Source organism: Novosphingobium sp. BL-S-33, assembly GCF_056857025.1.
Map to the genome: position 1 here is coordinate 2,821,676 of NZ_CM166474.1, position 26,059 is coordinate 2,847,734.

General features: G+C 65.1%; 21 protein-coding genes. 14 read left to right on the forward strand and 7 right to left on the reverse strand.

The window, feature by feature from the left end:
- Nucleotides 1-477, forward strand: coding sequence for a GNAT family N-acetyltransferase (locus tag AC1VVM_RS13160; protein WP_482904282.1), 477 nt, complete (start codon nucleotides 1-3; stop codon nucleotides 475-477).
- Here the strand turns inward: AC1VVM_RS13160 and AC1VVM_RS13165 are convergent.
- Nucleotides 469-834, reverse strand: coding sequence for an ArsR/SmtB family transcription factor (locus tag AC1VVM_RS13165; protein ID WP_482904283.1), 366 nt, complete (start codon nucleotides 832-834; stop codon nucleotides 469-471). The two genes, AC1VVM_RS13160 and AC1VVM_RS13165, sit on opposite strands and share 9 nt — an antisense overlap.
- 48 nt (nucleotides 835-882) lie before the next feature.
- Between AC1VVM_RS13165 and AC1VVM_RS13170 the strand changes: the two genes are divergently transcribed.
- Both AC1VVM_RS13170 and AC1VVM_RS13175 read left to right on the forward strand, forming a co-directional pair.
- Nucleotides 883-1,350: an SRPBCC family protein gene (locus AC1VVM_RS13170; RefSeq protein ID WP_482904284.1), complete on the forward strand. Its 468-nt coding sequence runs from the start codon at nucleotides 883-885 to the stop codon at nucleotides 1,348-1,350.
- A gap of 135 nt (nucleotides 1,351-1,485) precedes the next feature.
- Nucleotides 1,486-3,159 (forward strand): M28 family metallopeptidase, encoded by a 1,674-nt coding sequence (locus tag AC1VVM_RS13175; protein WP_482955145.1) that lies wholly within the window; start codon nucleotides 1,486-1,488, stop codon nucleotides 3,157-3,159.
- A 225-nt stretch (nucleotides 3,160-3,384) separates the two neighbouring features.
- Here the strand turns inward: AC1VVM_RS13175 and AC1VVM_RS13180 are convergent, their stop codons facing one another.
- The gene (locus AC1VVM_RS13180; protein ID WP_482955146.1) at nucleotides 3,385-4,908 is read right to left on the reverse strand and encodes an ABC1 kinase family protein; all 1,524 of its coding nucleotides are present in this window, start codon (nucleotides 4,906-4,908) and stop codon (nucleotides 3,385-3,387) included.
- Nucleotides 4,909-5,026: 118 nt separating this feature from the next.
- Between AC1VVM_RS13180 and AC1VVM_RS13185 the strand changes: the two genes are divergently transcribed.
- Nucleotides 5,027-5,617 (forward strand): septal ring lytic transglycosylase RlpA family protein, encoded by a 591-nt coding sequence (locus tag AC1VVM_RS13185; RefSeq protein ID WP_482904287.1) that lies wholly within the window; start codon nucleotides 5,027-5,029, stop codon nucleotides 5,615-5,617.
- A gap of 24 nt (nucleotides 5,618-5,641) precedes the next feature.
- On the opposite strand, the gene AC1VVM_RS13190 is transcribed toward AC1VVM_RS13185, so the two are convergent.
- Nucleotides 5,642-6,091, reverse strand: coding sequence for a globin domain-containing protein (locus AC1VVM_RS13190; protein ID WP_132385514.1), 450 nt, complete (start codon nucleotides 6,089-6,091; stop codon nucleotides 5,642-5,644).
- Nucleotides 6,092-6,184: 93 nt separating this feature from the next.
- Between AC1VVM_RS13190 and AC1VVM_RS13195 the strand changes: the two genes are divergently transcribed.
- From AC1VVM_RS13195 to lpdA, 10 genes are all read left to right on the forward strand, one after another.
- Complete coding sequence (locus AC1VVM_RS13195) at nucleotides 6,185-6,604, forward strand: Rrf2 family transcriptional regulator (protein WP_482904288.1); 420 nt, start codon at nucleotides 6,185-6,187, stop codon at nucleotides 6,602-6,604.
- Between the two features lie 134 nt (nucleotides 6,605-6,738).
- Nucleotides 6,739-6,900 (forward strand): hypothetical protein, encoded by a 162-nt coding sequence (locus tag AC1VVM_RS13200; protein ID WP_165912071.1) that lies wholly within the window; start codon nucleotides 6,739-6,741, stop codon nucleotides 6,898-6,900.
- 314 nt (nucleotides 6,901-7,214) lie between these two features.
- Entirely contained in the window at nucleotides 7,215-9,389 is a 2,175-nt protein-coding gene (locus AC1VVM_RS13205) for a M3 family metallopeptidase (RefSeq protein WP_482904289.1), read from the forward strand.
- Nucleotides 9,390-9,593: 204 nt separating this feature from the next.
- Nucleotides 9,594-10,712: a cell wall hydrolase gene (locus AC1VVM_RS13210; protein WP_482904290.1), complete on the forward strand. Its 1,119-nt coding sequence runs from the start codon at nucleotides 9,594-9,596 to the stop codon at nucleotides 10,710-10,712.
- Nucleotides 10,713-10,828: 116 nt separating this feature from the next.
- Entirely contained in the window at nucleotides 10,829-11,191 is a 363-nt protein-coding gene (locus tag AC1VVM_RS13215; RefSeq protein WP_482904291.1) for a hypothetical protein, read from the forward strand.
- A gap of 460 nt (nucleotides 11,192-11,651) precedes the next feature.
- A complete protein-coding gene (gene mdh / locus AC1VVM_RS13220) occupies nucleotides 11,652-12,614 on the forward strand; it encodes a malate dehydrogenase (protein WP_132385517.1) in 963 nt (320 codons plus the stop codon).
- 176 nt (nucleotides 12,615-12,790) lie between these two features.
- Nucleotides 12,791-13,681 carry a succinate--CoA ligase subunit alpha gene (gene sucD / locus AC1VVM_RS13225; protein ID WP_132385518.1) on the forward strand — a complete coding sequence of 297 codons (891 nt, stop codon included), beginning with the start codon at nucleotides 12,791-12,793 and terminating at the stop codon, nucleotides 13,679-13,681.
- A 178-nt stretch (nucleotides 13,682-13,859) separates the two neighbouring features.
- The gene (locus AC1VVM_RS13230; RefSeq protein WP_482904292.1) at nucleotides 13,860-16,724 is read left to right on the forward strand and encodes a 2-oxoglutarate dehydrogenase E1 component; all 2,865 of its coding nucleotides are present in this window, start codon (nucleotides 13,860-13,862) and stop codon (nucleotides 16,722-16,724) included.
- Between the two features lie 8 nt (nucleotides 16,725-16,732).
- Nucleotides 16,733-17,971: a 2-oxoglutarate dehydrogenase complex dihydrolipoyllysine-residue succinyltransferase gene (gene odhB, locus AC1VVM_RS13235; RefSeq protein WP_482904293.1), complete on the forward strand. Its 1,239-nt coding sequence runs from the start codon at nucleotides 16,733-16,735 to the stop codon at nucleotides 17,969-17,971.
- Nucleotides 17,972-18,105: 134 nt separating this feature from the next.
- Nucleotides 18,106-19,506, forward strand: coding sequence for a dihydrolipoyl dehydrogenase (lpdA, locus tag AC1VVM_RS13240; RefSeq protein WP_482904294.1), 1,401 nt, complete (start codon nucleotides 18,106-18,108; stop codon nucleotides 19,504-19,506).
- Nucleotides 19,507-19,586: 80 nt separating this feature from the next.
- Here the strand turns inward: lpdA and prsR are convergent, their stop codons facing one another.
- The 4 genes from prsR to AC1VVM_RS13260 form a co-directional block, all read right to left on the reverse strand.
- Nucleotides 19,587-20,960, reverse strand: coding sequence for a PEP-CTERM-box response regulator transcription factor (gene prsR, locus AC1VVM_RS13245; protein ID WP_482904295.1), 1,374 nt, complete (start codon nucleotides 20,958-20,960; stop codon nucleotides 19,587-19,589).
- A gap of 1 nt (nucleotide 20,961) precedes the next feature.
- Nucleotides 20,962-23,085 (reverse strand): XrtA/PEP-CTERM system histidine kinase PrsK, encoded by a 2,124-nt coding sequence (gene prsK / locus AC1VVM_RS13250; protein ID WP_482904296.1) that lies wholly within the window; start codon nucleotides 23,083-23,085, stop codon nucleotides 20,962-20,964.
- Complete coding sequence (locus AC1VVM_RS13255; RefSeq protein ID WP_482904297.1) at nucleotides 23,082-24,467, reverse strand: TIGR03013 family XrtA/PEP-CTERM system glycosyltransferase; 1,386 nt, start codon at nucleotides 24,465-24,467, stop codon at nucleotides 23,082-23,084. The genes prsK and AC1VVM_RS13255 overlap by 4 nt, the downstream gene beginning before the upstream one ends.
- A 187-nt stretch (nucleotides 24,468-24,654) precedes the next feature.
- On the reverse strand, nucleotides 24,655-25,995 hold the full coding sequence (locus AC1VVM_RS13260) for an amidohydrolase (protein WP_482904298.1): 1,341 nt from the start codon (nucleotides 25,993-25,995) through the stop codon (nucleotides 24,655-24,657).
- Nucleotides 25,996-26,059: the final 64 nt, after the last annotated feature.

Genomic DNA, 26,059 nt, shown 5'->3' on the forward strand with positions numbered 1-26,059 from the left:
ATGGTCACGGCAACGCTCACCCTGCGGATCGACGATCCGACGGCGCCCTATGTCGCCGACTTGCTCACCCATCACCTTTCCGAGCTGGCCTCGGTCATGGGCGAGCATGCCTTCGCGCTCGATTCCAGCGGCCTTTCGGCACCGGAAGTGACCTTCTGGACGGCCTGGCGCGGGGACCTGCTTGCCGGTTTCGCCGCGCTCAAGGATCTGGGCGACGGCGAAGGCGAAGTAAAATCGATGCGCGCGGCGCCCGAAGCGCGGGGAACCGGCGTCGGGCGTGCCCTGCTCGATCATGTGATCTCCGAAGCCCGTGCGCGTGGCTATGCGCGGCTCTATCTGGAAACCGGCACGGCAGAGCTGCACCAACCGGCCATCGCGCTCTACCGCAAGGGTGGCTTCACCTCGTGCCCGCCTTTCGCGGACTACGCAGAAAGCCCCCATAACCAGTTCATGGTGCTTGATTTTATCTCAGCGTGATGCTTCTATATCGGGTGCCACGCCGGGACTTTCCGGCTCGCCGACGATACGGTTGAGGCGGCTGAGCATCGACACGGCATAAGCGGCGTAGGGGCCGATCCAGCGCTCGTGAATCGCATGGATCGGCAGCGCGTCGAGATGGTTCCACCGCTCTCGCCCGCGCCGCTCGACGATCAGCACCCCGGCCTGCTCCAGTACTTTGAGATGCTGCATCACCGTGCAGCGATCGAGTTCGGGCATCAACGCGCAGAGTTCGCCGGTCGTGGAGGCGCGTTCCTTCAGCACGTCCAGCATGCGCCGCCGCACCCGGTGCCCGAGCGCCTTGAACAGCGCGTCGTCTTGATCGTCGGTTGACATGTTACAAAATCATAACATAATCGGATCGACCTGCAAGGGAGTCGAGCCATGACGCCGAAGTTCACTGTCGGAGGCCGGATCGCAAAGCCTGTCGGAGAGGTTTTCGAAGCCGTCGCGAACCCTGACACGCTATCCGAATTCTTCACCACCGGCGGCGCGAAAGGCCGGCTTGAGACGGGTGCCGTCGTCACCTGGGATTTCCACGATTTCCCCGGCGCCTTCCCCGTCCATGTGGTCGAGGTCGAGAAGGACAAGCGCATCGTCCTGCGCTGGGACGGCGACAAGAGCGCGGTTCCGGCAGGCGCGGACGGCACACATCGGACGCTCGTGACCATGACGTTCGAAGCGCTCGACGATGGCCGCACGCGCGTCCAGATCTCCGAGGAAGGCTGGCTGGACACGCCGGAAGGTATCAAGGCCTCCTACGGCAATTGCGAAGGCTGGACCGGGATGCTGGCAGCGATGAAAGCGTGGCTGGAACACGGGATAAACTTGCGCGAAGGATTCTATAAATAGGGGCACATCCGCAGCGCCCCGGAACCCGCAGACCCCAAACCACTTCCCAATCCCGCTCAGCCTGAGCCTGTCGAAGGCCCCGCAGACAAGCACCGCCCCTTGCCTCCCCCACTTCGCGATCTAAAAGCGTGAGGCATGAACACGATATCCCCCCCGCGCATCCCCATTCTGGTCGCAGCCCTGCTCGCCGCCGCCTCGCACCCTGCCCTCGCCAAGGACGCCATCGATCCCACGCGGATCGTTGCCGACGTGAAGACGCTCTCCTCCGACACGTTCGAGGGCCGCGCGCCCGGCACCGTGGGCGAGGAGCGGACCATCGGCTACCTGATCGCGCGCTTCCAGGATCTCGGCCTCCAGCCCGCAGGGCCTGACGGACAGTGGGTGCAGAAGGTGCCGCTGCTGCACACCCGGCTGGGAGCGCCGCGAACGCTTGCCTTTACCAGTCCCAAGGGCACGATGCCGGTCGAGGTGGCGAAAGACATCTACATCTCCACCGTGCGCCCGGACGACACGGCACGGATCGCCGGCGCGCCGGTGGTCTTCGTCGGGTACGGCGTGAACGCGCCCGAACGCGGCTGGGATGATTTCAAGGGCGCCGACCTCAAAGGCAAGGTCGTGGTCTTCCTCATCAACGATCCCGATTTCCACACCTCCAGCGGCGAGCCGGTCGCGGGCAAGTTCGGCGGCCGGACGATGACCTATTACGGCCGCTGGACCTACAAGTTCGAGGAAGCCGCGCGGCAAGGCGCGATCGGCGCGCTGATCGTCCACGAGACCGAAGCTGCTGGCTATGGCTGGAACGTCGTCACCAGCCCGGGCGGCGAGAATTACGACATCGTACGCACGCCGGGCAAGCTCACCAGCCTGGCCCTGCAAGGCTGGCTCTCGGGCGATGCGGCAACCCGACTGTTCGCTTCGGCCGGACTGGACCTTGCAAAACTCTCCACCGCCGCCCGGCGGGCCGACTTCAAGCCCGTGGAACTCAAGGGCGTAGCGTTCGATGCCGATGTGCAGGTGAACCACGAACAGGTCATGAGCCACAACGTGCTGGCCCAGATCCCCGGCACCACGCGCAAGGACGAAGTGGTAATGTTCGGCGCCCACTGGGACGCTTATGGCAAGGGCGCTCCGGACGCGCAGGGCCGCATCTACCGCGCGGGCGCCAATGACGACGGGATCGGCATCGCCGCGCTCTTCGACATCGCCCGCGTCATGAAGGCGGAAACGCCGCCGCAGCGCTCGGTCGTTTTCGCCGCGTGGACGGCGGAGGAGCGCGGGCTGCTCGGCTCCGAATTCTACGCTGCCAATCCGGTGTTCCCGATGGAGAAGACGGTCGCCAACCTCGCCATCGATGTGCTCCAGACGGCAGGCACCGCGAACGACGTCACGCTGATCGGCAAGGGTCAGGATACGCTGGAGGACGACATGGCCCGCGTCGCCGCTGCACAAGGCCGCCGCGTGACACCCGAGGGCCTGCCCGAGCGTGGGCTGTTCTACCGGGCCGACCATTTCTCCTTCGCCAAGCGCGGCGTGCCGGTGATGCTGCTGATGGGCATCGCCGGCGCGGCGGACCTCAAGGAAGGTGGCGTCAAGGCGGGTCAGGCATGGATCGATGCCTATACCGGCCAGTGCTACCATCAGGCCTGCGACATGTGGTCGCCGGACTGGAACATGGACGGCGCGGTGCAGGATATCGAACTGATCCGCACGATCGGTACCGACCTCGCCAATTCGTCCCGGTGGCCGCAGTGGAAGCCGGGTTCGGAATTCAAGGCAGCACGCGACAAGTCAGAAGCGGCGCGCAAGTAAGCGCCTCGCCCTTAACACAGTGGGCGGCGACCTAAGGGGGCTACACGGGCCACACTTGATTATCGCCCACCGTTTTCCCACCCTCGTCATTGCGAGCGGCGAAGACGCGCGGCAATCCAGAGCAGGCCCAAACCGCTCTGGATTGCTTCGCTCCGCTCGCAATGACGAACGACGGTGGAGGAACGACGGACTACGGACTACGGACTACGGACGGCGGGCGCTGGTTCAGGCCCAGTGGATCAACAAGGCGGCAAGCGCGTGAAACACCACCGCGCCGCCTACCAGCCATCCAGCCAGCTTGATGGCTCTGGCCGCGCTCTCGTCGCGGGCCTGAGAGACGGGCGCTTCCATCCTCGCGGCAGCGGCGCGCAGGAAACGGGGCGCCTCTTCGGCCACGCGGGAGAATTCCAGCAGCGCGGCTTCCAGCTTATCCGGCTCGGTCAGCCGCGACAGCCGCGAGGCGACGAGCTTGCCGCGCATCCGGCCCAGCGCATCCGAAAGGTCGAAGTCCGGGGCGATGCCCGCCAGCACGCCGTCCATCGTCACCATCGCCTTGAAGATCAGCACAAGGTCGGGCGGCAACACCAGCCCCTCCTGCCGCAGCAGCGGGAAGAAATCCGCCACCATCGCATTGAGCACGAGCTTGCCGGTGCCATGCCGCGAGACGAGGCGCTCGGAGGCCCGCAGCAACGTCTCGCGCGGGATATCACCCCCTTCGGACCATGCCACCAGCATGTCGGCCACGCCGCGCGGATCACCGCTGCGCAGGGCGAGAATGAAAGTCAGGAATTCGTGCTGTCTTCGCGGGCTGACGAAACCGACCGAGCCAAGGTCCAGCAAGGCCAGCCCATCGTCTCCCGGTTGTTTCGGCGGTATGCACAGCAGGTTGCCGGGATGCGGATCGGCGTGGAAGCGCCCGTTGACCAGCACCATCTCCAGTACCAGTTCCGCCCCCAGCAAGGCGATGCGCGAAGGATCGATCCCGGCGGCTTTGAGTGCGGCCGGGTCGCGCGGCGGAATGCCCTCGACATAGTCCATGACGAGCACTTGCTCGCCGGTCCATTCCCAGTGGATGCGGGGCACGATGACATGTTCCAGCGAGGCGAGATCGGCGCGCAGCAGGTCTGCGTTGCGGCCTTCGTTGGCGAAATCCAGCTCGTCGAGGATCTCGCGGCCCAGTTGCTCGATCATCGCCGTCGGCCGCATCCGCCGCACTGCGCCGCTCCGCGCCTCGGCCAATGCCGCGAGGTGGCGCATGAGCCGGAGGTCCGCCTCCATCCGGGCGCGAATGCCGGGGCGGCGGATCTTGACCACGACCTCAGTGCCGTCCTGCAACCGGGCGCGGTGGACTTGCGCGATCGAGGCCGCCGCCAGCGGTTCGGTATCGAAGGCGGCGAAGGCGGTTTCGGGCGTTTCGCCCAGTGCGGCTTCCACTTCGGCGCGCAACTGCTCGAACGGCAGGCGCGGGGCATCGCTCTGCAGTTGCTCGAAGGCGGCGATCCACGGGTCAGGCAGCAGATCCCGCCGGGTGGCGAGGATCTGGCCGAGCTTGACGTAAGTCGGCCCCAGCGCCTCCAGCGCGCGGCGCGTGCGTGTCGGCAGGTCGCGGGCTTCCACGCCCTCGCGGCTGTCGCTCTCACCCAGCCCCAGCCGGACCGCCAGTGATTCCAGCCCGAAACGCGCAATCACGGCAGAGACTTCGGCCATCCGCCCCCGGTCGCGCGTGGCCACCGCGATCGACTTGAACATGCGCGCACTCCTTCAGCCGTGGACAACCTGCCGGACGCGGCCCCGGTTCCGGCGACCCGCCCGCAGTCAGCGCCGGAACGATTGGACACGGCGACGCCCATAAAGCTAGGAATTTCAAATGAGCGGCAGTTTAACGGGCGCGCGGAGGCCCGCATTCGCATTGACAGTCACGCTGGCCATGGCGCTATCGGCCTGCGGCGGCGGGACAAAGTTCCGCGCGGTCAGCGACGTTCCGGTGCGCGTCGGCGCGCCCTACAAAGTGCGCGGCGTCACCTATTCGCCCGCGACCCAGCCCGATTACGACGTGCTCGGCTACGCCACGTGGTACGGCAACGAATCCGGCAACAAGGTCGCCAATGGCGAGCGCTTCCGTCCCGACTGGATCACGGCCGCACACAAGACGCTGCCACTGCCGAGCTACGTCGAAGTGACCTCGCTCGACACCGGCCGCCGCATCGTGGTGCGCGTCAACGACCGCGGGCCCTATGGCGAGAGCGCCCGGGTGATAGACCTGTCACGCGGCGCCGCAGAAGCTCTTGGCATTCGCGGCAAGGGCAAGGCGGCCGTCCGCGTGCGCGTGGTCGAGCCCCCGGAAAAAGACCGCGCCGCCCTGCGCAAGGGCAAGGCGGCGCAGGAACTCCCGCCGGTCAGTCCGACGACGCTGGCGAACCTGCAATCCCAGTTCGATCGCGGCGTCGGCACGCGCTGAGGACCGGCTCGACCGCGAGGGCGGTCACGCCATCTCGCGCTCGGCGTAAGCTTCCTCTTCCTTGCCGATCAGAAGATTGGCGAGGAACCAATATGCCTCTCCCCAAGCGGCGAGCACTTCGTCGGTGGCGGCATCGCCCAGCACGTCACGGATCGCGGGGAGCAGCGCTTCGGCCACGAGCGGGTAGTGCTCTGCCTTCACCCCGGTCTCGACGTGGCGATGGACCATGCGGGCCACGGCGCCATCCAGCTTCTGCAACTTGTCGACATTCTGCGCATAGCCAAGGATCGCAGCGGCAAGCCGGCGCGGCTGCTCGCCCGACTGCTGTGCAGCCTGGTCGAACATCGCCCGCACCTCCTCATTCACGAAAAGCCGTTCGTACATACGCGTGGTGATCTCCACGCCATGTTCCTGAAGCGCCGGCGCGGTGGCCTTGACGATGGCGACGGTCCGTTCGCCGAGAGGAGCAGTCATGTCGAGTCGTCCTTTTAAAGATGCAAACTGAATGCATCTATACGTCGATTGAAAAAGATGTAAACCAGAAGCATCAATTTACGGAGACCGCGATTGCGCCTGACTGCGCACACCGATTACGCCCTGCGCATCCTGCTTCACGCCGCCATGGACCGGGATCACCTGCTCTCGATCGCGCAAGTGGCTGAAGCGCACGAGATCTCGCGCAATCATGCGATGAAGGTGGTGAACCTGTTGGGGAACGCGGGCTTGCTGGAGACGGTGCGCGGGCGCGGCGGCGGCTTTCGCCTCGGCCGCCCGGCGAGCGACATCACACTGGGCGAAGTCGTGCGCCTGACCGAGCCCAACCTGCAACCGGCCGATTGCGACAATTGCCTGCTCAAGGGGGCCTGCGGGCTCACCGGCCTGCTGCGGAATGCCGTGGGCGCGTTTCTGGCCGAACTGGACCGCTCCACGCTGGCCGACGCCGCCGCGGGTACGCGCCTGCCACTGGCGCTGTTTTCTGCGACCTGAATCCGAGCCCAGAATCTGGTGGCCTGATTTCCTTGACCTAACTCTTTTGACCTGACTCCTTCCTCGGATTCGCTGTCCCAAAGTGGGAACCTAGTCGCCGCTTCGGCGTTGCTGGGCGTGAGAGGAGATACATTATGAACATTGGGGCCGAACTTCCTTACCGCCGCAGCCGCTTTGCCCGCCGCACCGGCTCGTTGATCTTCGATCGCCAGCTTGAGGATCGCGTGCGCGCACACGACGAAGGCCGCGAGCAACCCATGCAGATCTGGTCGAACGGTCGCTTCCGGTCGAACTGACCGGGCCGGAAATCCCCCCGCCGGCAAACTCGCCTCTTCACAGAGGCATGGCGCGACCGTCGAGGCGCCGGAGCGTAACATGGTTGCGCTCCGGCGTCATTGCGCTTGGCGATAACGAAAGCCCGTAAGCCCGCTTGCGCAATGCGCCGGAATGGTGCGTGTGAGCGCTTGCCTGTGGCGGATTTCTGCGCTTCAACCCATGGCTTCCACCACCTGCGGCGCCCTCACCGGCGCCAGGGGAGCCGGCTTCACGCAAACGCTCCCCCGGATGCCGGCACATCTTTCAGGGTTGCCGCCGCCAGGAGAAATGACCGATGAAGACCCGGCTCATGGCCGCTGCTGCCCCCCTCGTGCTGGGCACCGGCCTGCTTGGAGGCATGCCGATGACCGCTCTTGCCAAGGATGCCAAGGCCAGCGCGGCGCCCGCCGCTGCAACCGCCTATGCCGGGCCGTTTGCCCAACCCAGCACGCTGCAATTCCAGGCGCCGAACTTTCCCCTCTACAAGGACACCGACTGGCAGCCCGCGATCGAGGCCGGCATTGCCGCCAAGCGCGCCGAAATCAAGGCGATCGCCGCCAACCCGGCCAAGCCGACTTTCGAGAACACCGTGGTCGCCATGGAGCGCGCGGGCAGCATGTTCGACCGGGTCTACAACGTGTTCAGCCAGCTCACGTCGGCCAACACCAATGACACGCTCGACGCTGCCGACACCGCCGTCAGCCCGCAGATCTCCGCGCTCAACGACGATATCTACCTCAACGCCGCGCTGTTCGCCCGCGTCAAGGCCGTGCACGACAGCGCGGAAGGCAAGGCGCTGACCGGCGAAGACGCGATGCTGCTTGCCACGACGTACGACAAGTTCGTCAATCGCGGCGCCCTGCTCTCACCCGTGCAGAAGGTCGAACTCAAGAAGATCAACCTTGAGATCGCCACCCTTGAGACCAAGTTCTCGCAGACGCTGACCGCCGGTACCGCCGCCCATGCGGTGGTGTTCGACAACGCGGCCCAGCTCAAGGGCATGAGCGATTCCGACATCGCCGCCGCCGCCAAGCGCGCCGCCGATCAGGGCAAGCCCGGCAAGTACCTGATCCCGCTTCTCAACTTCACGCAGCAGCCGGTTCTGACCCAGCTCGAAAACCGCGACAGCCGCAAGCAGGTGTTCGAGACGAGCATCAATCGCACCTCCTCGGGCGACCAGTACGACACCACCGGCATCGTCACCCAGATCGCGGTGGCACGCGCCAAGAAGGCCCAGCTGCTCGGCAAACCGGACTTCGCGACGCTCCAGATGTACAACCGCATGATCAAGTCGCCGCAGAAGGCGATGGACTTCATGAATGGCTTCGTTCCCGCCCTGCGCGCCACGCAGGACCGCGAAGCTGTGCTGCTGACCGAAGCAGCCAAGGCCGACGGCGTGACCGACGCGCTCCAGCCCTGGGACTGGAGCTACTATGCCGAGAAGGTGCGCAAGGCGAAGTACGACCTCGATGAAACGGCAATCAAGCCCTACTTCGAAGTCTGGAACGTGCTGGAAAACGGCGTGTTCTACGCCGCCACGCAGACTTACGGGATCACCTTCAAGCGCCGCACCGACCTGCCGGTCTATCACCCGACGATGCGCGTCTATGAAGTCTTCGACAAGGACGGCTCGTCGCTGGCGCTGTTCTATTACGATCCCTTCGCGCGTGCCAACAAGAAGGGCGGCGCGTGGATGAACAACTTCGTTGACCAGTCCTTCGTCAACAGGACCAAGCCCGTGGTGGCCAACACCCTGAACATCGACCCGCCGGCCGAGGGGCAGCCCCCGCTCGCCACGTGGGACGATGTCACGACGATGTTCCACGAATTCGGCCACGCGCTGCACGGCTTCTTCGCCAGCCAGAAGTACGCCTCGCTCTCGGGCAGCAATACCGCCACGGACTTCGTGGAGTTCCCCAGCCAGTTCAACGAGAACTTCGCGACCGTGCCGCAAGTGCTTCAGAACTTCGCCAAGCACTATCAGACCGGCGCGCCGATGCCGGCGGACCTGCTCACGAAGATCAAGGCGGCGCGCAAGTTCAACCAGAGCCTTGCGCTGGGCGAAACGCTCACCGGCGCGATGCTCGACTTGCGTTGGCACACGCTGAGCCCCGAAGCCGCCGCGCTGCCGCCAATGGCTTTCGAAGCCAAGGCGCTGGCCGAGACAGGCCTGCGGACGGACCTTATCCCGCCGCGCTACCGGACGCCGTACTTCCGCCATATCTGGGACAACGGCTATGCGGCGGGCTACTACTCGTACATCTGGACCGAAGTCCTTGCGCATGACGGCTGGGCCTGGGTGGAGCAGAACGGCGGCATGACCCGCGCCAATGGCGACCACATCCGCGCCACGTTCCTGGGCCAGGGCCACTCGAAGGAACTGGGCGAGATGTTCCGCAACTTCACCGGCCACGACCCGAGCGTGCAGCCAATGCTCGAAGCGCGCGGCCTTACGCAGCCCGCGAAGTAAGACAGACAGGGATCATGCAGGGGGCCTTTGCGGCCTCCTGCATGCCGAAACGCCGGCGCTCGATTGAGCGCAGAAGGAGTGGCGAACGGGCCGGCGTAACGGCCCGTTCGCCACTCCTTCATCTTTTTCCGTCAGATCGTGCCGCTCCGGGACAGTCGCGAGCGCGCGCATGCGCTGTCCGCGCCGAACCGCTAGGACGACCGCGTGACCGAAATCTCCTTCCCTGCCGCACTCACCCAGATGGAGCCGCGCCCGCGCGACTTCACAGGGAAGTTCGCGCGCGGCGGGCGACGTCATGCCCGGCGGCGGCTACGGCGACGCTGGGCGCTTGGGGCTGGGGCGCTGGCGGCCGTCGCCCTGCCCGCCGTGGCCGAACCCGGCAATTGGGATCGCTTTACTATCGCCGATGCCCGTAGTGGTGAGGGCGCCGTGCTGCCGATGCCCTTCGAGCAGCCCGGCAGCAGCTTCCCGGGCTCTGCTTATTATTATCTCCAACCAGAGCCGGACGTGGAGACGAACGACGGCAGCGCGGCCCTTCCCGCCGATCCGTCAGGACCGGTAGCCCGCGCGTTTCGTTTCGCCGGCACCGAACTGGACCGGGCCCGCGCGCAGCAGTGCATGACCATGGCGATCTATTACGAGGCCGCGACCGAGCCCGATGCCGGGCAGCGCGCGGTGGCGCAAGTCGTGCTCAACCGCCTTGCGCATCCCGCCTATCCCAAGACCGTGTGCGGCGTCGTGTTTCAGGGGTCGGAGCGGCCGACCGGCTGCCAGTTCACCTTCGCCTGCGACGGGTCGCTGGCCCGCGCGCCGCAGCGCTTTTTCTGGGACCGCGCCGCCGCTGTCGCCCGCGCCGCGCTGGCCGGTTATGTCTACGCGCCCGTGGGCCTCGCGACGCACTACCATACGATCCAGATCAATCCCTACTGGGCGCCGACCCTGCATTATCTCACCACGATCGGCGCGCACCGGTTCTACAGCTTCGAAGGTTCGGCGGGCGCGCCTGCCGCGTTCCGCCTCGCCTATCTTGGTGGCGAGCCGATGGCCGCGCCGCGCCCGCGCGACTTGTCCGCCGCCAGCGCCCTGGCCGATGCCGCGCTGGATCCGGTCGCGCTGCAACGCACCTTCGCTACGGCGCCAACTGCGCCTCCGCCAGCCGAGAGCGACGCCGCTTCTACGCCTTCACCGCCCCCGCATTACACGCAGGACGTGCGCGCCCGCGGCGGCGATGCCATTGACCGCGCGCAGGGCCTGCCGGAGGCGCAGGGCATCCGTCCTGAATATGCCAATTCCGGCAAATGGATCGCCGCCCCAGGCACCTGATAAGGGTCTTTCCCTAGTTAATCTGAACACTCTGGAAACCATAGCCCCTCACGAAGACTTAGCGGGCTCCGTGGCAATAGAAGGCCCTACGACAATCACAAAAAGGGCCTGCGACGATGACCATTCGCTTTTCCGCTGCACGGGGCGGGATGACGCCGGTTATCAAGCGCATGCGCTGTGCCTGGGCGCCGCTCGACGCCGCGAACGACAACGACCCGAAACGTCGCAGCACTTTCGCGTCCGGCCCGCTCCTCCCTTCCGCCGCCAACCAGAACGGCCATGACCAGCGGATGCTGACCGAGGCCTTGCGCCACTTCGCGGTCTACGGCCTGTCCGCCGCGCGGCATGCCCGCGCCAATGCCGAGGAAGCCCGGCTCCACGGTGACGAGAAGGCCTGCAACTGGTGGGTGGCGATCTGCCGCCAGCTTGACCGCCGAATGGCTGAAGCGCTCGCACGCAAGATCGCCAACGGCGCCTGACCTCGTTTCCCCATCGAAATCCATAAAAGAGGCGCGGGTCGAAAGGCCCGCGCCTCTTTCGTTTGCCCTTTGCCTTGCCACCCCAATCGCGACAACGCGCCTTGCCGACGCGCCGACTCGCATCGTCCGTTCTTGCGAGTGCCATTTTGCTGCGGGAGAATCCGGGCAACGCAAGGCTGCCACAGGCTTGCGAATTGCGCGGTTGCTCTTGCGCCGAGCGGTTGGTCGGATGCGATTCCGGGCCCAGTTTCCCGCGCTTCCTACCCCCCTATTGCAATTGCGAACTATTATCGGTAAAATCTTCGTCGCCATGCGGATGCAAAGCGGTTTCCCGGTTGCAATGTCGGATCGAGGGGCGTAACGCGCCCTTCGTTGAACCCGGCACCTGCCTTCAGCGGGACGAAAGCAGGCCGCCTTATAGTCCGTCGATCCCGCCTTGTGGGAAGGACAAGCACGCATCATGGCTCGTAAGAAGATTGCCCTCATCGGCGCCGGCAACATCGGCGGCACCCTCGCGCACCTCGCCGCGCAGAAGGAACTGGGCGATATCGTCCTCTTCGACGTCGCAGAAGGCCTGCCGCAGGGCAAGGCGCTCGATCTGTCGCAGTGCGGTCCGGTTGAAGGCTTCGACGCCAAGATCACCGGCACCAACGACTATGCAGACATCGCCGGCGCAGACGTCATCATCGTCACCGCCGGTGTTGCCCGCAAGCCCGGCATGAGCCGCGACGACCTGCTCGGCATCAACCTCAAGGTGATGAAGTCGGTCGGCGAAGGCATCGCCGCCAATGCACCCGACGCATTCGTGATCTGCATCACCAACCCGCTCGACGCGATGGTCTGGGCGCTGCGCGAATTCTCGGGCCTGCCCCACAACAAGGTCGTCGGCATGGCCGGCGTGCTGGACTCGGCCCGCTTCTCGACCTTCCTGGCCTGGGAATTCGGCGTTTCGGTCCGCGACGTGACCTCGTTCGTGCTCGGCGGCCACGGCGACACCATGGTGCCGGTGGTCGAATACTCGACCGTCAAGGGCATCCCGGTTCCCGACCTCATCAAGATGGGCAAGTCCACGCAGGAGCGTATCGACGCCATCGTCAAGCGCACCGCCAACGGCGGCGGCGAAGTGGTTGCCCTGCTCAAGACCGGTTCAGCCTTCTACGCACCGGCCGCTTCGGCGATCGCCATGGCTGAATCGTACCTGGGCGACCAGAAGCGCGTTCTGCCCTGCGCCGCGCACCTCGAAGGCCAGTATGGCGTCGACAATCTTTACGTCGGCGTGCCCGTCGTGATCGGCGCCGGCGGCGTCGAGCAGGTCATCGAAATCGAACTGAACGAAAAGGCGAAGGCCGGTCTTCAGGTCTCGATCGATGCGGTCAAGGAACTGCTGGTCGCTTGTAAGGCGATCGACGGCTCGCTGGCCTGATCCGAAAGACCGCCCGAAGGCTCCCGGCACCCTGCCGGTAGAGCCTTCGGGCGGTCCGGATATTTTCAGGGCCGTTGATTTTACGACTTGGACGGTTGCACTTCGCAGAATTTGCGCCATGGCGCTTCCCAAGCCGCACTTCGGCCTACCTCAGGAACAGGAATTAGGATTCCCCTATGTCCATTCTCGTCGACAAGAACACCAAGGTCATTACCCAGGGTATGACCGGTGCCACCGGCACCTTCCACACCGAGCAGGCCCTTGCGTATGGCACGCAGATGGTCGCCGGCGTGACCCCGGGCAAGGGCGGCACGACCCACATCGGTCTGCCGAACTACAACACCGTTGCTGAAGCCAAGGCCGCCACGGGCGCCTCGGCCACCTGCATCTACGTTCCGCCGCCGTTCGCCGCCGATTCGATCCTCGAAGCGATCGACGCCGAGATGGAACTGATCGTCGCGATCACCGAGGGTATCCCGGTTCTCGACATGGTCCGCGTGAAGCGCGCCCTCTCGGGCTCGAAGTCGCGCCTGATCGGCCCGAACTGCCCCGGCGTCCTGACCCCCGGCGAATGCAAGATCGGCATCATGCCCGGCAGCATCTTCTCCAAGGGTTCGGTGGGCGTTGTTTCGCGCTCGGGCACGCTTACCTATGAAGCCGTGTTCCAGACCACCAACGCCGGCCTCGGCCAGACCACGGCCGTCGGCATCGGCGGTGACCCGGTCAACGGCACCAACTTCATCGACGTCCTGGAACTGTTCCTGGCCGACGAAGCAACCAAGTCGATCATCATGATCGGCGAAATCGGCGGCAGCGCCGAAGAAGAAGCGGCGCAGTTCCTCAAGGACGAAGCCAAGCGTGGCCGCAAGAAGCCGATGGTTGGCTTCATCGCCGGCCGCACGGCGCCTCCGGGCCGCCGCATGGGCCACGCCGGCGCGATCGTGTCGGGCGGCCAGGGCGGCGCCGAGGACAAGATCGCGGCGATGGAAGAAGCGGGCATCCGCGTCTCCCCCTCGCCCTCGCTGCTTGGCGAGACGCTGGTCGAGGTTCTCAAGGAACTGGCGTAACCAGTTTTGCCCGTGGCGGCAGCCCATTGCCGCCGCCACGGGTCTATAAATAGCCGGTGCGATTTGACGCCGGATGATATGCGAAGAACCGGGAATTCCTCCCCGGATTCCGGCTTCGCGCAGATTATGCTCGGTAGCGCCGGGAATCCCCTCCCGACGCCACATGAAGGTGATTCCCATGGGCGACGAGAGTTTCGACTTCACCCCCGGCTCGGCTGACAATGGCGCCCTCGACGGCCCTCAGGCCGGACCCAGCTGGCAGCGCAAGAACTGGCCCCTCGTCGGCGCCGAGTTCGAGGACGACCTGACGCAGGGCCTCGACCCCGCGGCGCTTAAGGTCCAGATCGAGAAGGCCGCCGCCAAGGGTGGTCCGAAGATCGACCAGTCCCGCATAGACGAAGCGGCGGCCGATGCCATCCGCGCCATGATGCTGATCCGCACATATCGCGTGCGCGGTCACCTGGCGGCGGAACTCGACCCGCTTGGTCTTAACCAGCGCCAGCTTCCGGCTGACCTGACCCCCGAATACCACGGCTTCGTGGGCGCTGCGCAGGACCGTCCGGTCTACGTCGGCGGCGCGCTGGGCCTTGAGTGGACGACCGTTCGCGAGATCGTGCAGATCCTGCGCGCCAACTATTGCGGCAAGGTCGGCCTCGAATACATGCACATCTCCGATGTCGAGGAGCGCCGCTTCCTCCAGGAGCGCATGGAAGGCGCCGACAAGGAGATCGAGTTCACCGTCGAAGGCAAGAAGGCGATCCTTCAAGCCGTCGTTCGCGGTGAGCAGTACGAGAAGTTCCTCGGCAAGAAGTACGTCGGCACGAAGCGCTTCGGCCTCGACGGCGGCGAAGCCATGATCCCGGCGCTGGAAGCCGTGATCAAGTACGGCGGCACGCTGGGCGTGAAGGAAATCGTGTACGGCATGGCCCACCGCGGCCGCCTGAACGTGCTCGCCAACGTCCTCGCCAAGCCCTACAAGGTCATCTTCCACGAATTCTCGGGCGGCACCGCCAACCCGGAAGACGTCGGCGGCTCGGGCGACGTGAAGTACCACCTCGGCACTTCGGCCGACCGTGAGTTCGACGGCATCAAGGTCCACATGAGCCTGATGCCCAACCCGTCGCACCTCGAAACCGTCGATCCTGTCGTGCTCGGCAAGGTCCGCGCCTACCAGACGATCGCGGACGACATCGGCGACGACGTCGGCCCCGGCGCCAAGCACAAGCAGGTGCTGCCGGTCCTCATCCACGGTGACGCGGCCTTCGCCGGCCAGGGCATCATCTGGGAGTGCTTCGGCCTCTCGGGCGTGAAGGGCTACAACACCGGCGGCTGCATCCACTTCATCATCAACAACCAGATCGGCTTCACGACGAGCCCGCAGTTCGCGCGCAACTCGCCGTACCCGTCGGACGTGGCGAAGGGCGTTCAGGCCCCGATCCTGCACGTCAACGGTGACGATCCGGCTGCCGTGACCTTCGCGTGCAAGCTGGCGATCGACTATCGCCAGACCTTCGGCCGCGACATCGTGATCGACATGTGGTGCTATCGCCGCTTCGGCCACAACGAAGGCGACGAGCCTGGTTTCACGCAGCCGCTGATGTACGCGCAGATCCGCCAGCACCCGCCGGTCAGCCAGATCTATGCCGAGCGTCTGAAGAAGGAAGGCGTCATCGACGACGCGTTCCTGCCGCAGACCGAGGCCGCGTTCACGCAGCATCTGGAAGAGCAGTTCGAGGCCGCCAAGACCTACAAGGCCAACCAGGCCGACTGGTTCGCCGGTCAGTGGAGCGGCTTCCACAAGCCTGCCGATCCCGAAACCGCGCGTCGCAACGTCGAAACCGGCATCGAGAACAAGCTATTCGACAGCCTCGGCCGCGTGCTGACCACCGTTCCTGAAGACCTCACCGTCCACAAGACGCTGGCCCGCGTGATCGCCGCCAAGGACGAGATGTTCAAGTCGGGCGACGGCTTCGACTGGGCCACGGCGGAAGCACTCGCTTTCGGCAGCCTCGTCACCGAAGGCTACAGCGTGCGTCTGTCAGGTCAGGACTGCGAACGCGGCACCTTCTCGCAGCGTCACGCCGTCTGGGTCGACCAGAAGGACGAGCACAAGTACACGCCGCTGAAGACCCTGCCCCACGGCAGCTTCGAGGTGCTGAACTCGACGCTTTCGGAATATGGCGTGCTCGGTTTCGAGTACGGCTATGCCAGCGCCGATCCGAAGACCCTGGTGCTGTGGGAAGCGCAGTTCGGCGATTTCGCCAACGGCGCGCAGATCATCATCGACCAGTACGTCGCCTCGGCCGAGTCCAAGTGGCTGCGCGCCAACGGCCTCGTCATGCTCCTGCCCCATGGCTACGAAGGCCAGGGTCCGGAGCACTCGTCGGCCCGTCTGGAGCGTTACCTGCAGCTCTGCGCGCAGGATAACATCCAGGTCTGCAACATCACGACGCCCGCGAACTACTTCCACGTTCTGCGCCGTCAGATGCACCGTCCGTTCCGCAAGCCGCTGGTCATCATGACGCCGAAGTCGCTTCTGCGTCATCCGCTGGCCAAGTCGCCCGCTTCGGAATTCCTCGGTGACGGCCACTTCCGCCGCCTGCTCTCGGACCCCAATGCGCCGAGCGATGTGGCGACGAAGAAGGTCATCCTGTGCTCGGGCAAGGTCTTCTATGACATCCTAGAAGCCCGCGATGCCGCCGAGATCGACGACACGCAGATCATCCGCATGGAACAGCTCTATCCCTTCCCGGGCGAGCCGCTGACCAAGCGCCTGTCGCGCATGCCGAATCTCGAAGAGATCGTCTGGTGCCAGGAAGAACCGCAGAACAACGGTTCCTGGTTCTTCGTCGAATCGCAGATCGAAGCTGCCGCCAAGGAAGCCGGTGTCGCCCAGCCGCGTCCCCGTTATGCCGGCCGCAACGCCTCGGCCTCGCCGGCCACCGGTCTCGCCAAGCGCCACGTCGCCGAACAGGCCGCGCTGGTTGCCGATGCGCTGCACCTCTCCGTACGTTCCGAACTCCGCCGCAAGCAGAAGGCTTGAGATAAATCATGACCACCGAAGTCAAGGTCCCCGTCCTTGGGGAATCCGTCGCCGAGGCCACCATCGGCCAGTGGCTGAAGCAGCCCGGCGAAGCGGTTGCCGCTGACGAACCCATCGCCAGCCTGGAGACCGACAAGGTCGCCATCGACGTCATGGCGCCGCATGCCGGCGTCATGGGCCAGCAGCTTGTCAAGGAAGGCGACACCGTCGTCGTCGGCGCGCTGATCGCCACGATCGAAGCCGGTTCGGGCGCCGCTGCGGCCCCCGCCGCCGCTGCCGCACCGGCCACTTCTGCTCCGGCCCCTGCCCCGGCAGCCGCTGCCGTCGCCCCTGCTGCGGCTCCCGCAGCGGACGACGCTGCCGCCGGTTCGTCGGTGCTGTCGCCGGCCGTGCGCCGCGCGATCCTGGAACACGGCATCGATCCGGCCACCATCAAGGGCACCGGCAAGGACGGCCGCATCACCAAGGACGACGTCCTTGAAGCGGCCAAGAACAAGCCGGCTTCGGCACCTGCCGCCTCGGTCCCGGCTGCTGCTGCCCCGGCCGCACGCAACGAGGAACGCGTCAAGATGACGCGTCTGCGCCAGACGATCGCCAAGCGCCTGAAGTCCGCGCAGGACAACGCCGCACTTCTCACCACCTTCAACGACGTCGACATGTCGGCCGTCATTGAAGCGCGCGAGAAGTACAAGGACGTGTTCCAGAAGAAGCACGGCATCAAGCTGGGCTTCATGTCGTTCTTCGCCAAGGCTTCGGTCCTGGCGCTCAAGGACATCCCGGCCGTCAACGCGCAGATCGACGGTGACGAGATCGTCTACCACGACTACGTCGACATCTCGATCGCCGTCTCGGCCCCGAACGGCCTTGTCGTTCCGGTCGTGAAGGACTGCGACAAGCTGGGCTTCGCCGGCATCGAGAAGGCCATTGCCGAATTCGGCAAGAAGGCCAAGGAAGGCACGCTGACCATGGCCGACATGGCCGGCGGCACCTTCACCATCTCGAACGGCGGCGTGTTCGGCGGCCTGATGTCGACCCCGATCATCAACCCCCCGCAGTCGGCCGTGCTCGGCCTGCACCGCATCGAGGACCGTCCGGTCGTGCGTAACGGCGAGATCGTGATCCGCCCGATGATGTACATCGCGCTGTCCTACGATCACCGCATCATCGACGGCCGCGAGGCAGTCACCGCGCTCAAGACGATCAAGGAAGCGATCGAGGATCCCACGCGTCTCCTCATCGACCTCTGAGGGTCCAATGCCGCGCGGCAACCTTCGACAAGCTCGCAGATGAGCGGATGTCGCGCGGTAGTTACTTGAAGTTAGAACAATTCCCGCTCAGGCTGAGCTTGTCGAAGCCCCTTAGCGCGACGGAGGCCTAAACAATGGCTGATTACGATTACGACGTCCTTGTCATCGGTGCCGGCCCCGGCGGCTATGTCGCAGCGATCCGCGCCGCGCAGCTCGGTCTGAAGACCGCCTGCGCCGAAGGCCGCGAGACGCTGGGCGGTACCTGCCTCAACGTCGGCTGCATCCCCTCGAAGGCGCTGCTCCACGCTTCGGAATACTTCGAAGCGGCGAAGGAAGGCGGCTCGATGGCCAAGATGGGCATCAAGGTCACGCCCGAGCTGGACCTCGACACCATGCAGGGCCAGCGCCTTGACGCGGTGAAGGGCCTGACCGGCGGCATCGAATTCCTGTTCAAGAAGAACAAGATCGACTGGCTGAAGGGCTACGCCCAGTTCAAGGACGCGCACAGCGTCGAAGTGGCCGGCAAGACCGTCACCGCCAAGAACATCGTGATCGCCACCGGTTCCTCGGTCACCCCGCTTCCGGGCGTGGAAATCGACAACGCCGGCGGTGTGGTCGTGGACTCGACCGGCGCGCTGGAACTGGCCTCGGTTCCCAAGAAGATGGTCGTCATCGGCGGCGGTGTGATCGGCCTTGAACTCGGTTCGGTCTGGCGTCGTCTCGGCACGGAAGTCACCGTCGTCGAATTCCTCGACCAGTTGCTGCCCGGCATGGACCTCGACGTCCGCAAGGAAGCCGCCAAGATCTTCAAGAAGCAGGGCATGACGCTCAAGCTCTCGACCAAGGTCACCGGCGTTGCCGTTGAAGGCAAGGCTGCCAAGGTCACCGTCGAGCCCGCCGCTGGCGGCGCTGCCGAAATGATCGACGCTGATGTCGTGCTCGTCGCCATCGGCCGCAAGCCGAACACCGACGGCCTCGGCCTCGCGAACATCGGCCTCGAACTCAACCAGCGCGGCCAGATCGAGACCGACCACGACTTCGGCACCAAGGTCGACGGCGTCTGGGCTATCGGCGACGTGATCCCCGGCCCGATGCTCGCCCACAAGGCCGAAGACGAAGGTATCGCCGTGGCTGAGAACATCGCGGGCCTGACCGGCATCGTGAACCACGACGTGATCCCGGGCGTGGTCTACACGCAGCCGGAAATCGCGGGCGTCGGTCTGACCGAAGAAGCCGCCAAGGCTCGCGGAGCGGTGAAGGTCGGCAAGTTCCCGATGCTTGCCAACTCGCGCGCCAAGACCAACCACGAGCCCGACGGCTTCGTGAAGGTGATCGCCGACGCCGAAACCGACCGCGTTCTCGGCGTGTGGTGCATTGCTTCGGTGGCCGGCACGATGATCGCCCAAGCCGCGCAGGCCATGGAATTCGGCGCGACCTCGGAAGACATCGCCTACACCTGCCACGCGCACCCGACCCACTCGGAAGCGATCAAGGAAGCGGCCATGGCCGTGCAGGGCAAGCCGATACACATCTGATCGGGTCCGCCTTGAAGGCATAGAAAAGGCCGGTGGCGCTGAATGCGCTACCGGCCTTTTTCTTTGGCAATGCGAACCAATCAGCTCTGTAAATCGTACTGCTTCAGCAGGTCGTACAGCGTCGGCCGACTGATCCCCAGCATCTTGGCAGTGCTGGAAATATTGCCCTCGCTGCGGGCCAGTGCATGGCGGATCACCTTGCGGTCGGCCTGCTCACGCGCGGTCTTAAGATTGAGGGCATTGGCCACCTGTTCGTCCGGCTCGGCGAGGTCGAGATCGACGGCAGAGACCAGCTTTTCGTCCGCCATGATGACGGCGCGCTTCACCCGATTCTCCAGTTCGCGGACATTGCCCGGCCATTGCCATGCATCGATTGCCGCCAGCGCATCGGCGGAAAAGCCCCGCACGCGCGGGTTCATTTCCTTGGCGTAGCGATTGAGGAAGGCCTTCGCGAGCAAGGTCGCGTCGCCCGGCCGCTCGGCAAGGCTGGGGATCTTCACGACGATCTCGGCGAGCCGATAGAACAAGTCCTCGCGGAACCGTCCATCGGCGATCATCGCCTCCAGATCCTGATGCGTGGCGCAGACGATGCGCGTATCGACGGGGATCGACTCCCGCGAACCCACGCGCTCGATCACGCGCTCCTGAAGGAAGCGCAGCAACTTCACCTGAAGCTGGAGCGGAATATCGCCCACTTCGTCGAGGAACAGCGTACCGCCGCCCGCTTGCTCGATCTTGCCGGGGGTGGTCTTCACGGCCCCGGTGAAAGCGCCCTTCTCGTGCCCGAACAGCTCGCTTTCCAGCAGGTTCTCGGGAATCGCGGCGCAATTGATCGCCACGAATTCACCCTTGGCCCGCCCGCTCGCCTCGTGCAGCCCGCGCGCCAGCAGTTCCTTGCCGGTGCCCGACGCGCCGAGCAGCATCACCGAGACATTGGTGTTGGCCACACGCTCGATCGTCCGCGCGACGCGCACCATTTCCGGCGCTGCGGTGATCATGCGGCCGAGAACCTTGTCGTCCTTCTCCACCTTGGAGGCCAGACGACGGTTCTCGTCCTCAAGTCGATGCAACTGAAGCGCACGGCGCACGATCAGCCCCAGCGCATCGATATCGACCGGCTTCTTGTAGAAGTCGTAAGCCCCGCGCGCGATGGCCTGAAGCGCGGATTCGCGCGCGCCATGGCCCGAGGCGACAATCACCTTAGTATCGGGCTTCAACGCCATGATCTCGTCGAGCACGGCAAAACCCTCGGTCACGCCGTCGGGATCGGGCGGCAGGCCGAGATCGAGCGTCACGACATCGGGCATTTCGGAACGCAGCAGCGCCATGGCCTGCGCGCGGTCGCCCGCGATCAGGACCTCGAAATCCTCGTAAGCCCACTTGAGCTGGGCCTGAAGCCCGGCATCGTCCTCTACGACAAGCAGCTTCGGCAGCGCCTTGGAAGTTTCTGTCATCTCAGGCTACTTTCTGATCCTTGGCGGCAAGGGTCTGGTAAAAATCGGTGGCGGCGGCGAGCGGGATGCGGACGACGAAGCGCGATCCCAGCCCCTCGCGGGATTCCACTTCGAGGCGGCCGCGCATCGCCCGCACCAGCTCGCGGGCTTCGAACGCGCCAATGCCGAAGCCGCCGCTCTTGGTGGAGACGAACGGCTTGAACAGGCGGTTACGCACGAATTCGGCGGACATCCCGCAACCGGAATCGAGCACTTCGAACCGGGCATTCAGGCCGTCCGTGGCGAGCGAGAGGAACACGGGACTGTCAGGCTCACTGGCATCGAGCGCGTTCTGAATGAGGTGGACGAGCACCTGATCGAGCGAATGACGGTTCGCCGTGACCATGATCTCCAGCGTTTCCGCCAGAACGACTTGCGGATTGTCGCGGAATCGCTCGATCACGCCCCGTGCGACATCACCTGCGGGAACCGGTTCCAGCTTGTCCACCGCGCCGTTTCCATAGCGCGAAAGGCGGGCCAGCAAGGCGTTGAGCTTGTCCGACGAATTGCGCAGCGTCACCAGCATGTCGGCGCGGAACGCGGGCTTGTCAGCATGAAGCTCGGCATTGCGGGCCAGCAGGCTGAACTGGCTGGCGAGGTTCTTGATATCGTGCATCACGAAAGCGATGCGGCGGTGGAAATCTTCGAACCGGCTCGATTCCGCCAGTGCTTCCTGACTGGAATTCTCCGCAAGGTAGCTCGCAAGCTGCTGGCCGATCACGCGCAGCAGGTCGAAATCCTCCCAGTCCAGCTTGCGCGTCAGTTGCGGACGCGCAAGCACGACCATGCCGACGAGCCGCTCATAATGCACCAGCGGCACCAGCGCCCAGGCGCGCGGCTCGGCCAGCAGCCATGCCGGGACTTCGACTTCGTGTCCGCCGGCCATGACGCCGGTGCGCTGCTCATCAAGGTCAGCGATGAAGGCGTGCCTCTCGAACGGCGCCAGCGCACGCAGCGGGTAGGCCACCGCGGGAACGTCGATGTCACGCCAGTTCCAGCGCGCGGCAATGGTGAGGTCGCCCTGATCGCCGGGGGTCAGCAGCAGGCCTGCCGCGCTGGCGGTGACATCTGCGACCGACTGGACCACGCGCTCTCCCAAGGGCAGCGCCTGTTCGCCGCCGCTGCCGATGGTGCGCGTGAACCGCAGCCATTCCTCGCGGTAGTCATATCGGTGCTGGAAGAAGTGCTTGGCCAGCGTCACTTTCAGCCAGCCCCGCACCCGCCGCGACGGTAGCACGACAAGCGCAAAAGCGCTGGCCAGCGTCAGGAAGGCCAGTTCGATCAGGCGCGCGAAATCGCCTCCTGCATAAGCCAGCCACTGCGCCACGGCGACCATGGCGACGAGGTAGACGCCGATCACCAGCAGCGAAAACGTCTGGAACGTCACCGCGCGCGAGGGGCGCAGGCGCAGTTCGTCACGGTTGCGCGCCGCGCCGATGGCAAGGCATGCCGCCAACGCCATCGCCGAAAGCCCCCGCAGGGCCGCGATCTCTACCGGCCATGTGCCCCCCAGATAAGCGATCGTGTAAAGGTTGAGGTCGAAGGCCCAAAGCACCGCGAGCCCTGCTGCCGGCCAGCGCAGCGCTCCGCGCGCCTCACGCGGCGCACCGGCGTAGAGGTTGTGGACCAGCACCAGCCCGCCCACGGCCACCAACAGACGAAGCATCACCGTGAAGTCGAATGCCACTTGCACAATATGCCGCTCGAAAGCGGGGCGCGAAAGGCCAAGGTCTACCCCCAGATGCAGCACTTCAACGAAGACCAGCGCGTAGATTACCGGACGGATCGGCGCGAGGCTGGCGTGGCGCCCATCGCTGGCGAACAGCGCGTATACGGCCATCAACCAGCCCAGATTGCGCGCGCTCTCTGCCAGAGAGACTGTCAGCATGTTCGCGGTCGCCGCTGCGGCTACTGCCCATGTCGCAGTCAGCAACAGCGCGGCGACGATCGGCGTGCCGGCCTTGGCGAAGCGCCCGCGCTGCGGCCAGAGCCAGAACGCCAGGCTCGCCACGGCGACCGCTCCGGAGAGGTTGAGCGCGGCGCCGACGCTCGACCACAATATGGCGGTCTGTTGCCCGATAATCATCGTGCCCCCTCGCTCCACAGCACCACTCGCAACGTCTGAAGAATGATCAGAAAATCGAGGAATGGCGTGTAGTTCTTCGCGTAATAGAGATCGAATTCGAGCTTGTGGCGGGAATCCTCGATCGAGGCGCCATAAGGGTAATTGATCTGCGCCCAGCCAGTGATCCCCGGCTTCACCATGTGCCGCTCAGCGTAATAGGGCAGTTGTTCTTCTAGATCGGCCACGAATTCGGGCCGCTCCGGACGCGGGCCCACGAAGCTCATCTCGCCCTTGAGTACGCTCCAGGCCTGCGGCAGTTCGTCGATCCGCACCTTGCGGATGAAGCGGCCGACGCGGGTAATGCGGGGGTCGTCCTTCTGTGCCCACTTTGCACCCGCGATTTCGGCATCGGTGCGCATCGAGCGCAGCTTCACCACGTCGAAAGCCTCACCGAACAGGCCCACGCGCGATTGCCGGTAGAACGCCGGGCCCCGGCTGTCGATCTTCACGATCAGCGCGAACAGGACGATGACGGGCGCGGCCAAAACCAGCAGCAGAGCGCTCGCACAGATGTCGAACACGCGCTTGGCCGCGCTGGAAAGCATCCGGCCCGAGGAAAAGCCGTCGGAGAAGATCAGCCAGCTGGGATTGACCGTATCGAGATCGACGCGGCCGGTTTCGCGTTCCAGAAAGCTGGAGAACTCGTTGACGTGGACACCGGTGGTCTTGATCCGCAACAGGTCCTTGAGCGGCAGCGAATTGCGCCGTTCCTCCAGCGCGAGGACGACTTCGCTGACGCCAAGATTGCCCACGAAGCGGGTCAGATCGTGAATCGCGCCGCGCGCTATCGCTTCCTCGACCACCGGCTTGGCCTCGCTCATGCCGATGTAGCCGACGATGGCGAAGCCGCTCTCCGGCCGTTCGGCCAGATCGCGCAGACGCTGCGCCCGATTTCCGGCGCCGAGCACCAGCACGCGACGACGGAACGCGGATGTGCCAAGGAAACCGCTCAACACCAGCCGGTTGGCCATCAGCAGCAGGATCGCGAACGCCATCGAATAGGCCAGCGTCGAGCGCCAGAAGTGCTGCCCGGCAACCAGGAAATCGACGAAGGAAAGCGCGATCACGCCCAGCGAAACCGCCACCAGCAGACGGGCGGCCGCAAAGCGCATGGAGCGCAGCGCATCGCCGCCGTATACCCCGACCGCGACCATGGCGAGCACGATCACCGCCGCAAAGGCGCCGTGGACCCCGAGCCGGCCGGCAAGATCGCCCGCCTCCATTCCGATCTGCTCCGCGCGCAGCCGCCACGAGATTTCGTTGGCCAGCGCCAGCAGCACCACGTCGACAAGCCAGAGCAGCACGACCGCGTGGGGAATGTAATGTTTGAACAGGCGAATCATAGTCGCGGGGGCGCCATTTGCCGGGCCGGATGCGGCCTTGCCCCGATCCTAAGGAAAATGGGTAAACTGTCGGTAAATCTGACAATCGCCATTGCCGCGGGACGCACCGATTTCAGCCGAATGCGTCCTTTGCCTGGCATCGATGTCGGGCGGATTTACAGCCCGGTAGATGCGATATCTTAAGAGATCAGGTGCGTGGCATCAGCCTCATCGCGGTGAGCGTGATCGCCTCGCTGCCCGAGGAAATGACCTTGTCCGCCACCGGTGCCCAGAACGGGCTGTGAAGCGAAGGCAGCGGCGCCCCGCCGGACTTGGCAGCAGCCAGTTTGGCCGGATCGACCCCGCCCACCCAGAAAATCACCGACTGGATATGGTTCTCGTCCGCACGGCGGAATTCGCCGAAATCCTCACCGCCCATGACCGAAGGCGTGATGATCACATTGGTATCGCCCATCTTTCCCTTGAGATCGGCGACGGCCGTCTGGGTGAATTCCGGCGAGTTCCATGTTGCTCGCGTATGCGGTTCCTTGACGGTAATGACCGGCATGAGATCGTCCGACAGGCCGGAGGCGATGGCCTCGCCGCGCGCAATGCGCCGGATCCCGTCGAGCAGGTGCTCACGCGTCTCATCCGAATAGCTGCGCACGGTCAGCTGGAGCTTGGCATCGTCGGAAATGACATTGTGCTTGGCTCCGGCGTGGAACGAGCCCACCGTCACCACCACCGGATCGAGCGGATTGGTTTCGCGGCTGGCAAGCGTTTGCAGCTTCATGACGATGCTGCTGGCCAGAACGATCGGGTCCTTGGTCGTCTGCGGGTAGGCACCGTGGCCGCCGATGCCCTTTACGTCCATGTCGACGCTGTCGACATTGGCGAGCGCCCAGCCCACCGCCGCGCCCACCTGCCCGGCAGGAAGATCCGCCGAATCGTGGAAGGCCAGCGTGAAATCGGGCTTCGGGAAGCGGGTATAGAGCCCGTCCTTGAGCATCGCGAGCGCGCCCTCGCCCGTCTCCTCTGCAGGCTGGCCGATCATCACTAGCGTGCCCGACCACTCGGACTTATGCGCCGCCATGAGCCGCGCGGTCTCGATCCACGCGGTCATATGCGTATCGTGCCCGCACGCGTGCATGACGCCGCTCTCGACCCCGGCGGTGGACGTGCCGCGCTGCTTCGAGGCGAACGGCAGCCCCGTCTGCTCGACCACCGGCAACGCGTCCATGTCGGCGCGGATCAGCACGGTCGGCCCCTCGCCGTTCTTGAGGACGGCAACGACGCCGGTTCCGCCGACTTTCTCGGTAACGGTGAAGCCTGCGTCCCTCGCGGCCTTGGCAAGGATGGCAGCGCTGCGCAGTTCCTGTGTGCTCAGTTCGGGATGAGCGTGAAGATCGCGATAGATCGTCATCAAACCCGGCAAGTCGCGGCTGATCGTGGCTGAAAGCTCGTCCTGCGGCGCAGCGGCCAGTGCCGGGGAGGAAAAGCCGAAAACGGCTGCGGAGACAGTGACGAACAGGGTTGCGCTGGCTTTCATGAAGCACAGCCTATGTCGTGCTGGGCAGTCCGACAAGCCGCTCTGTTCGCGACTTTCTCCAACC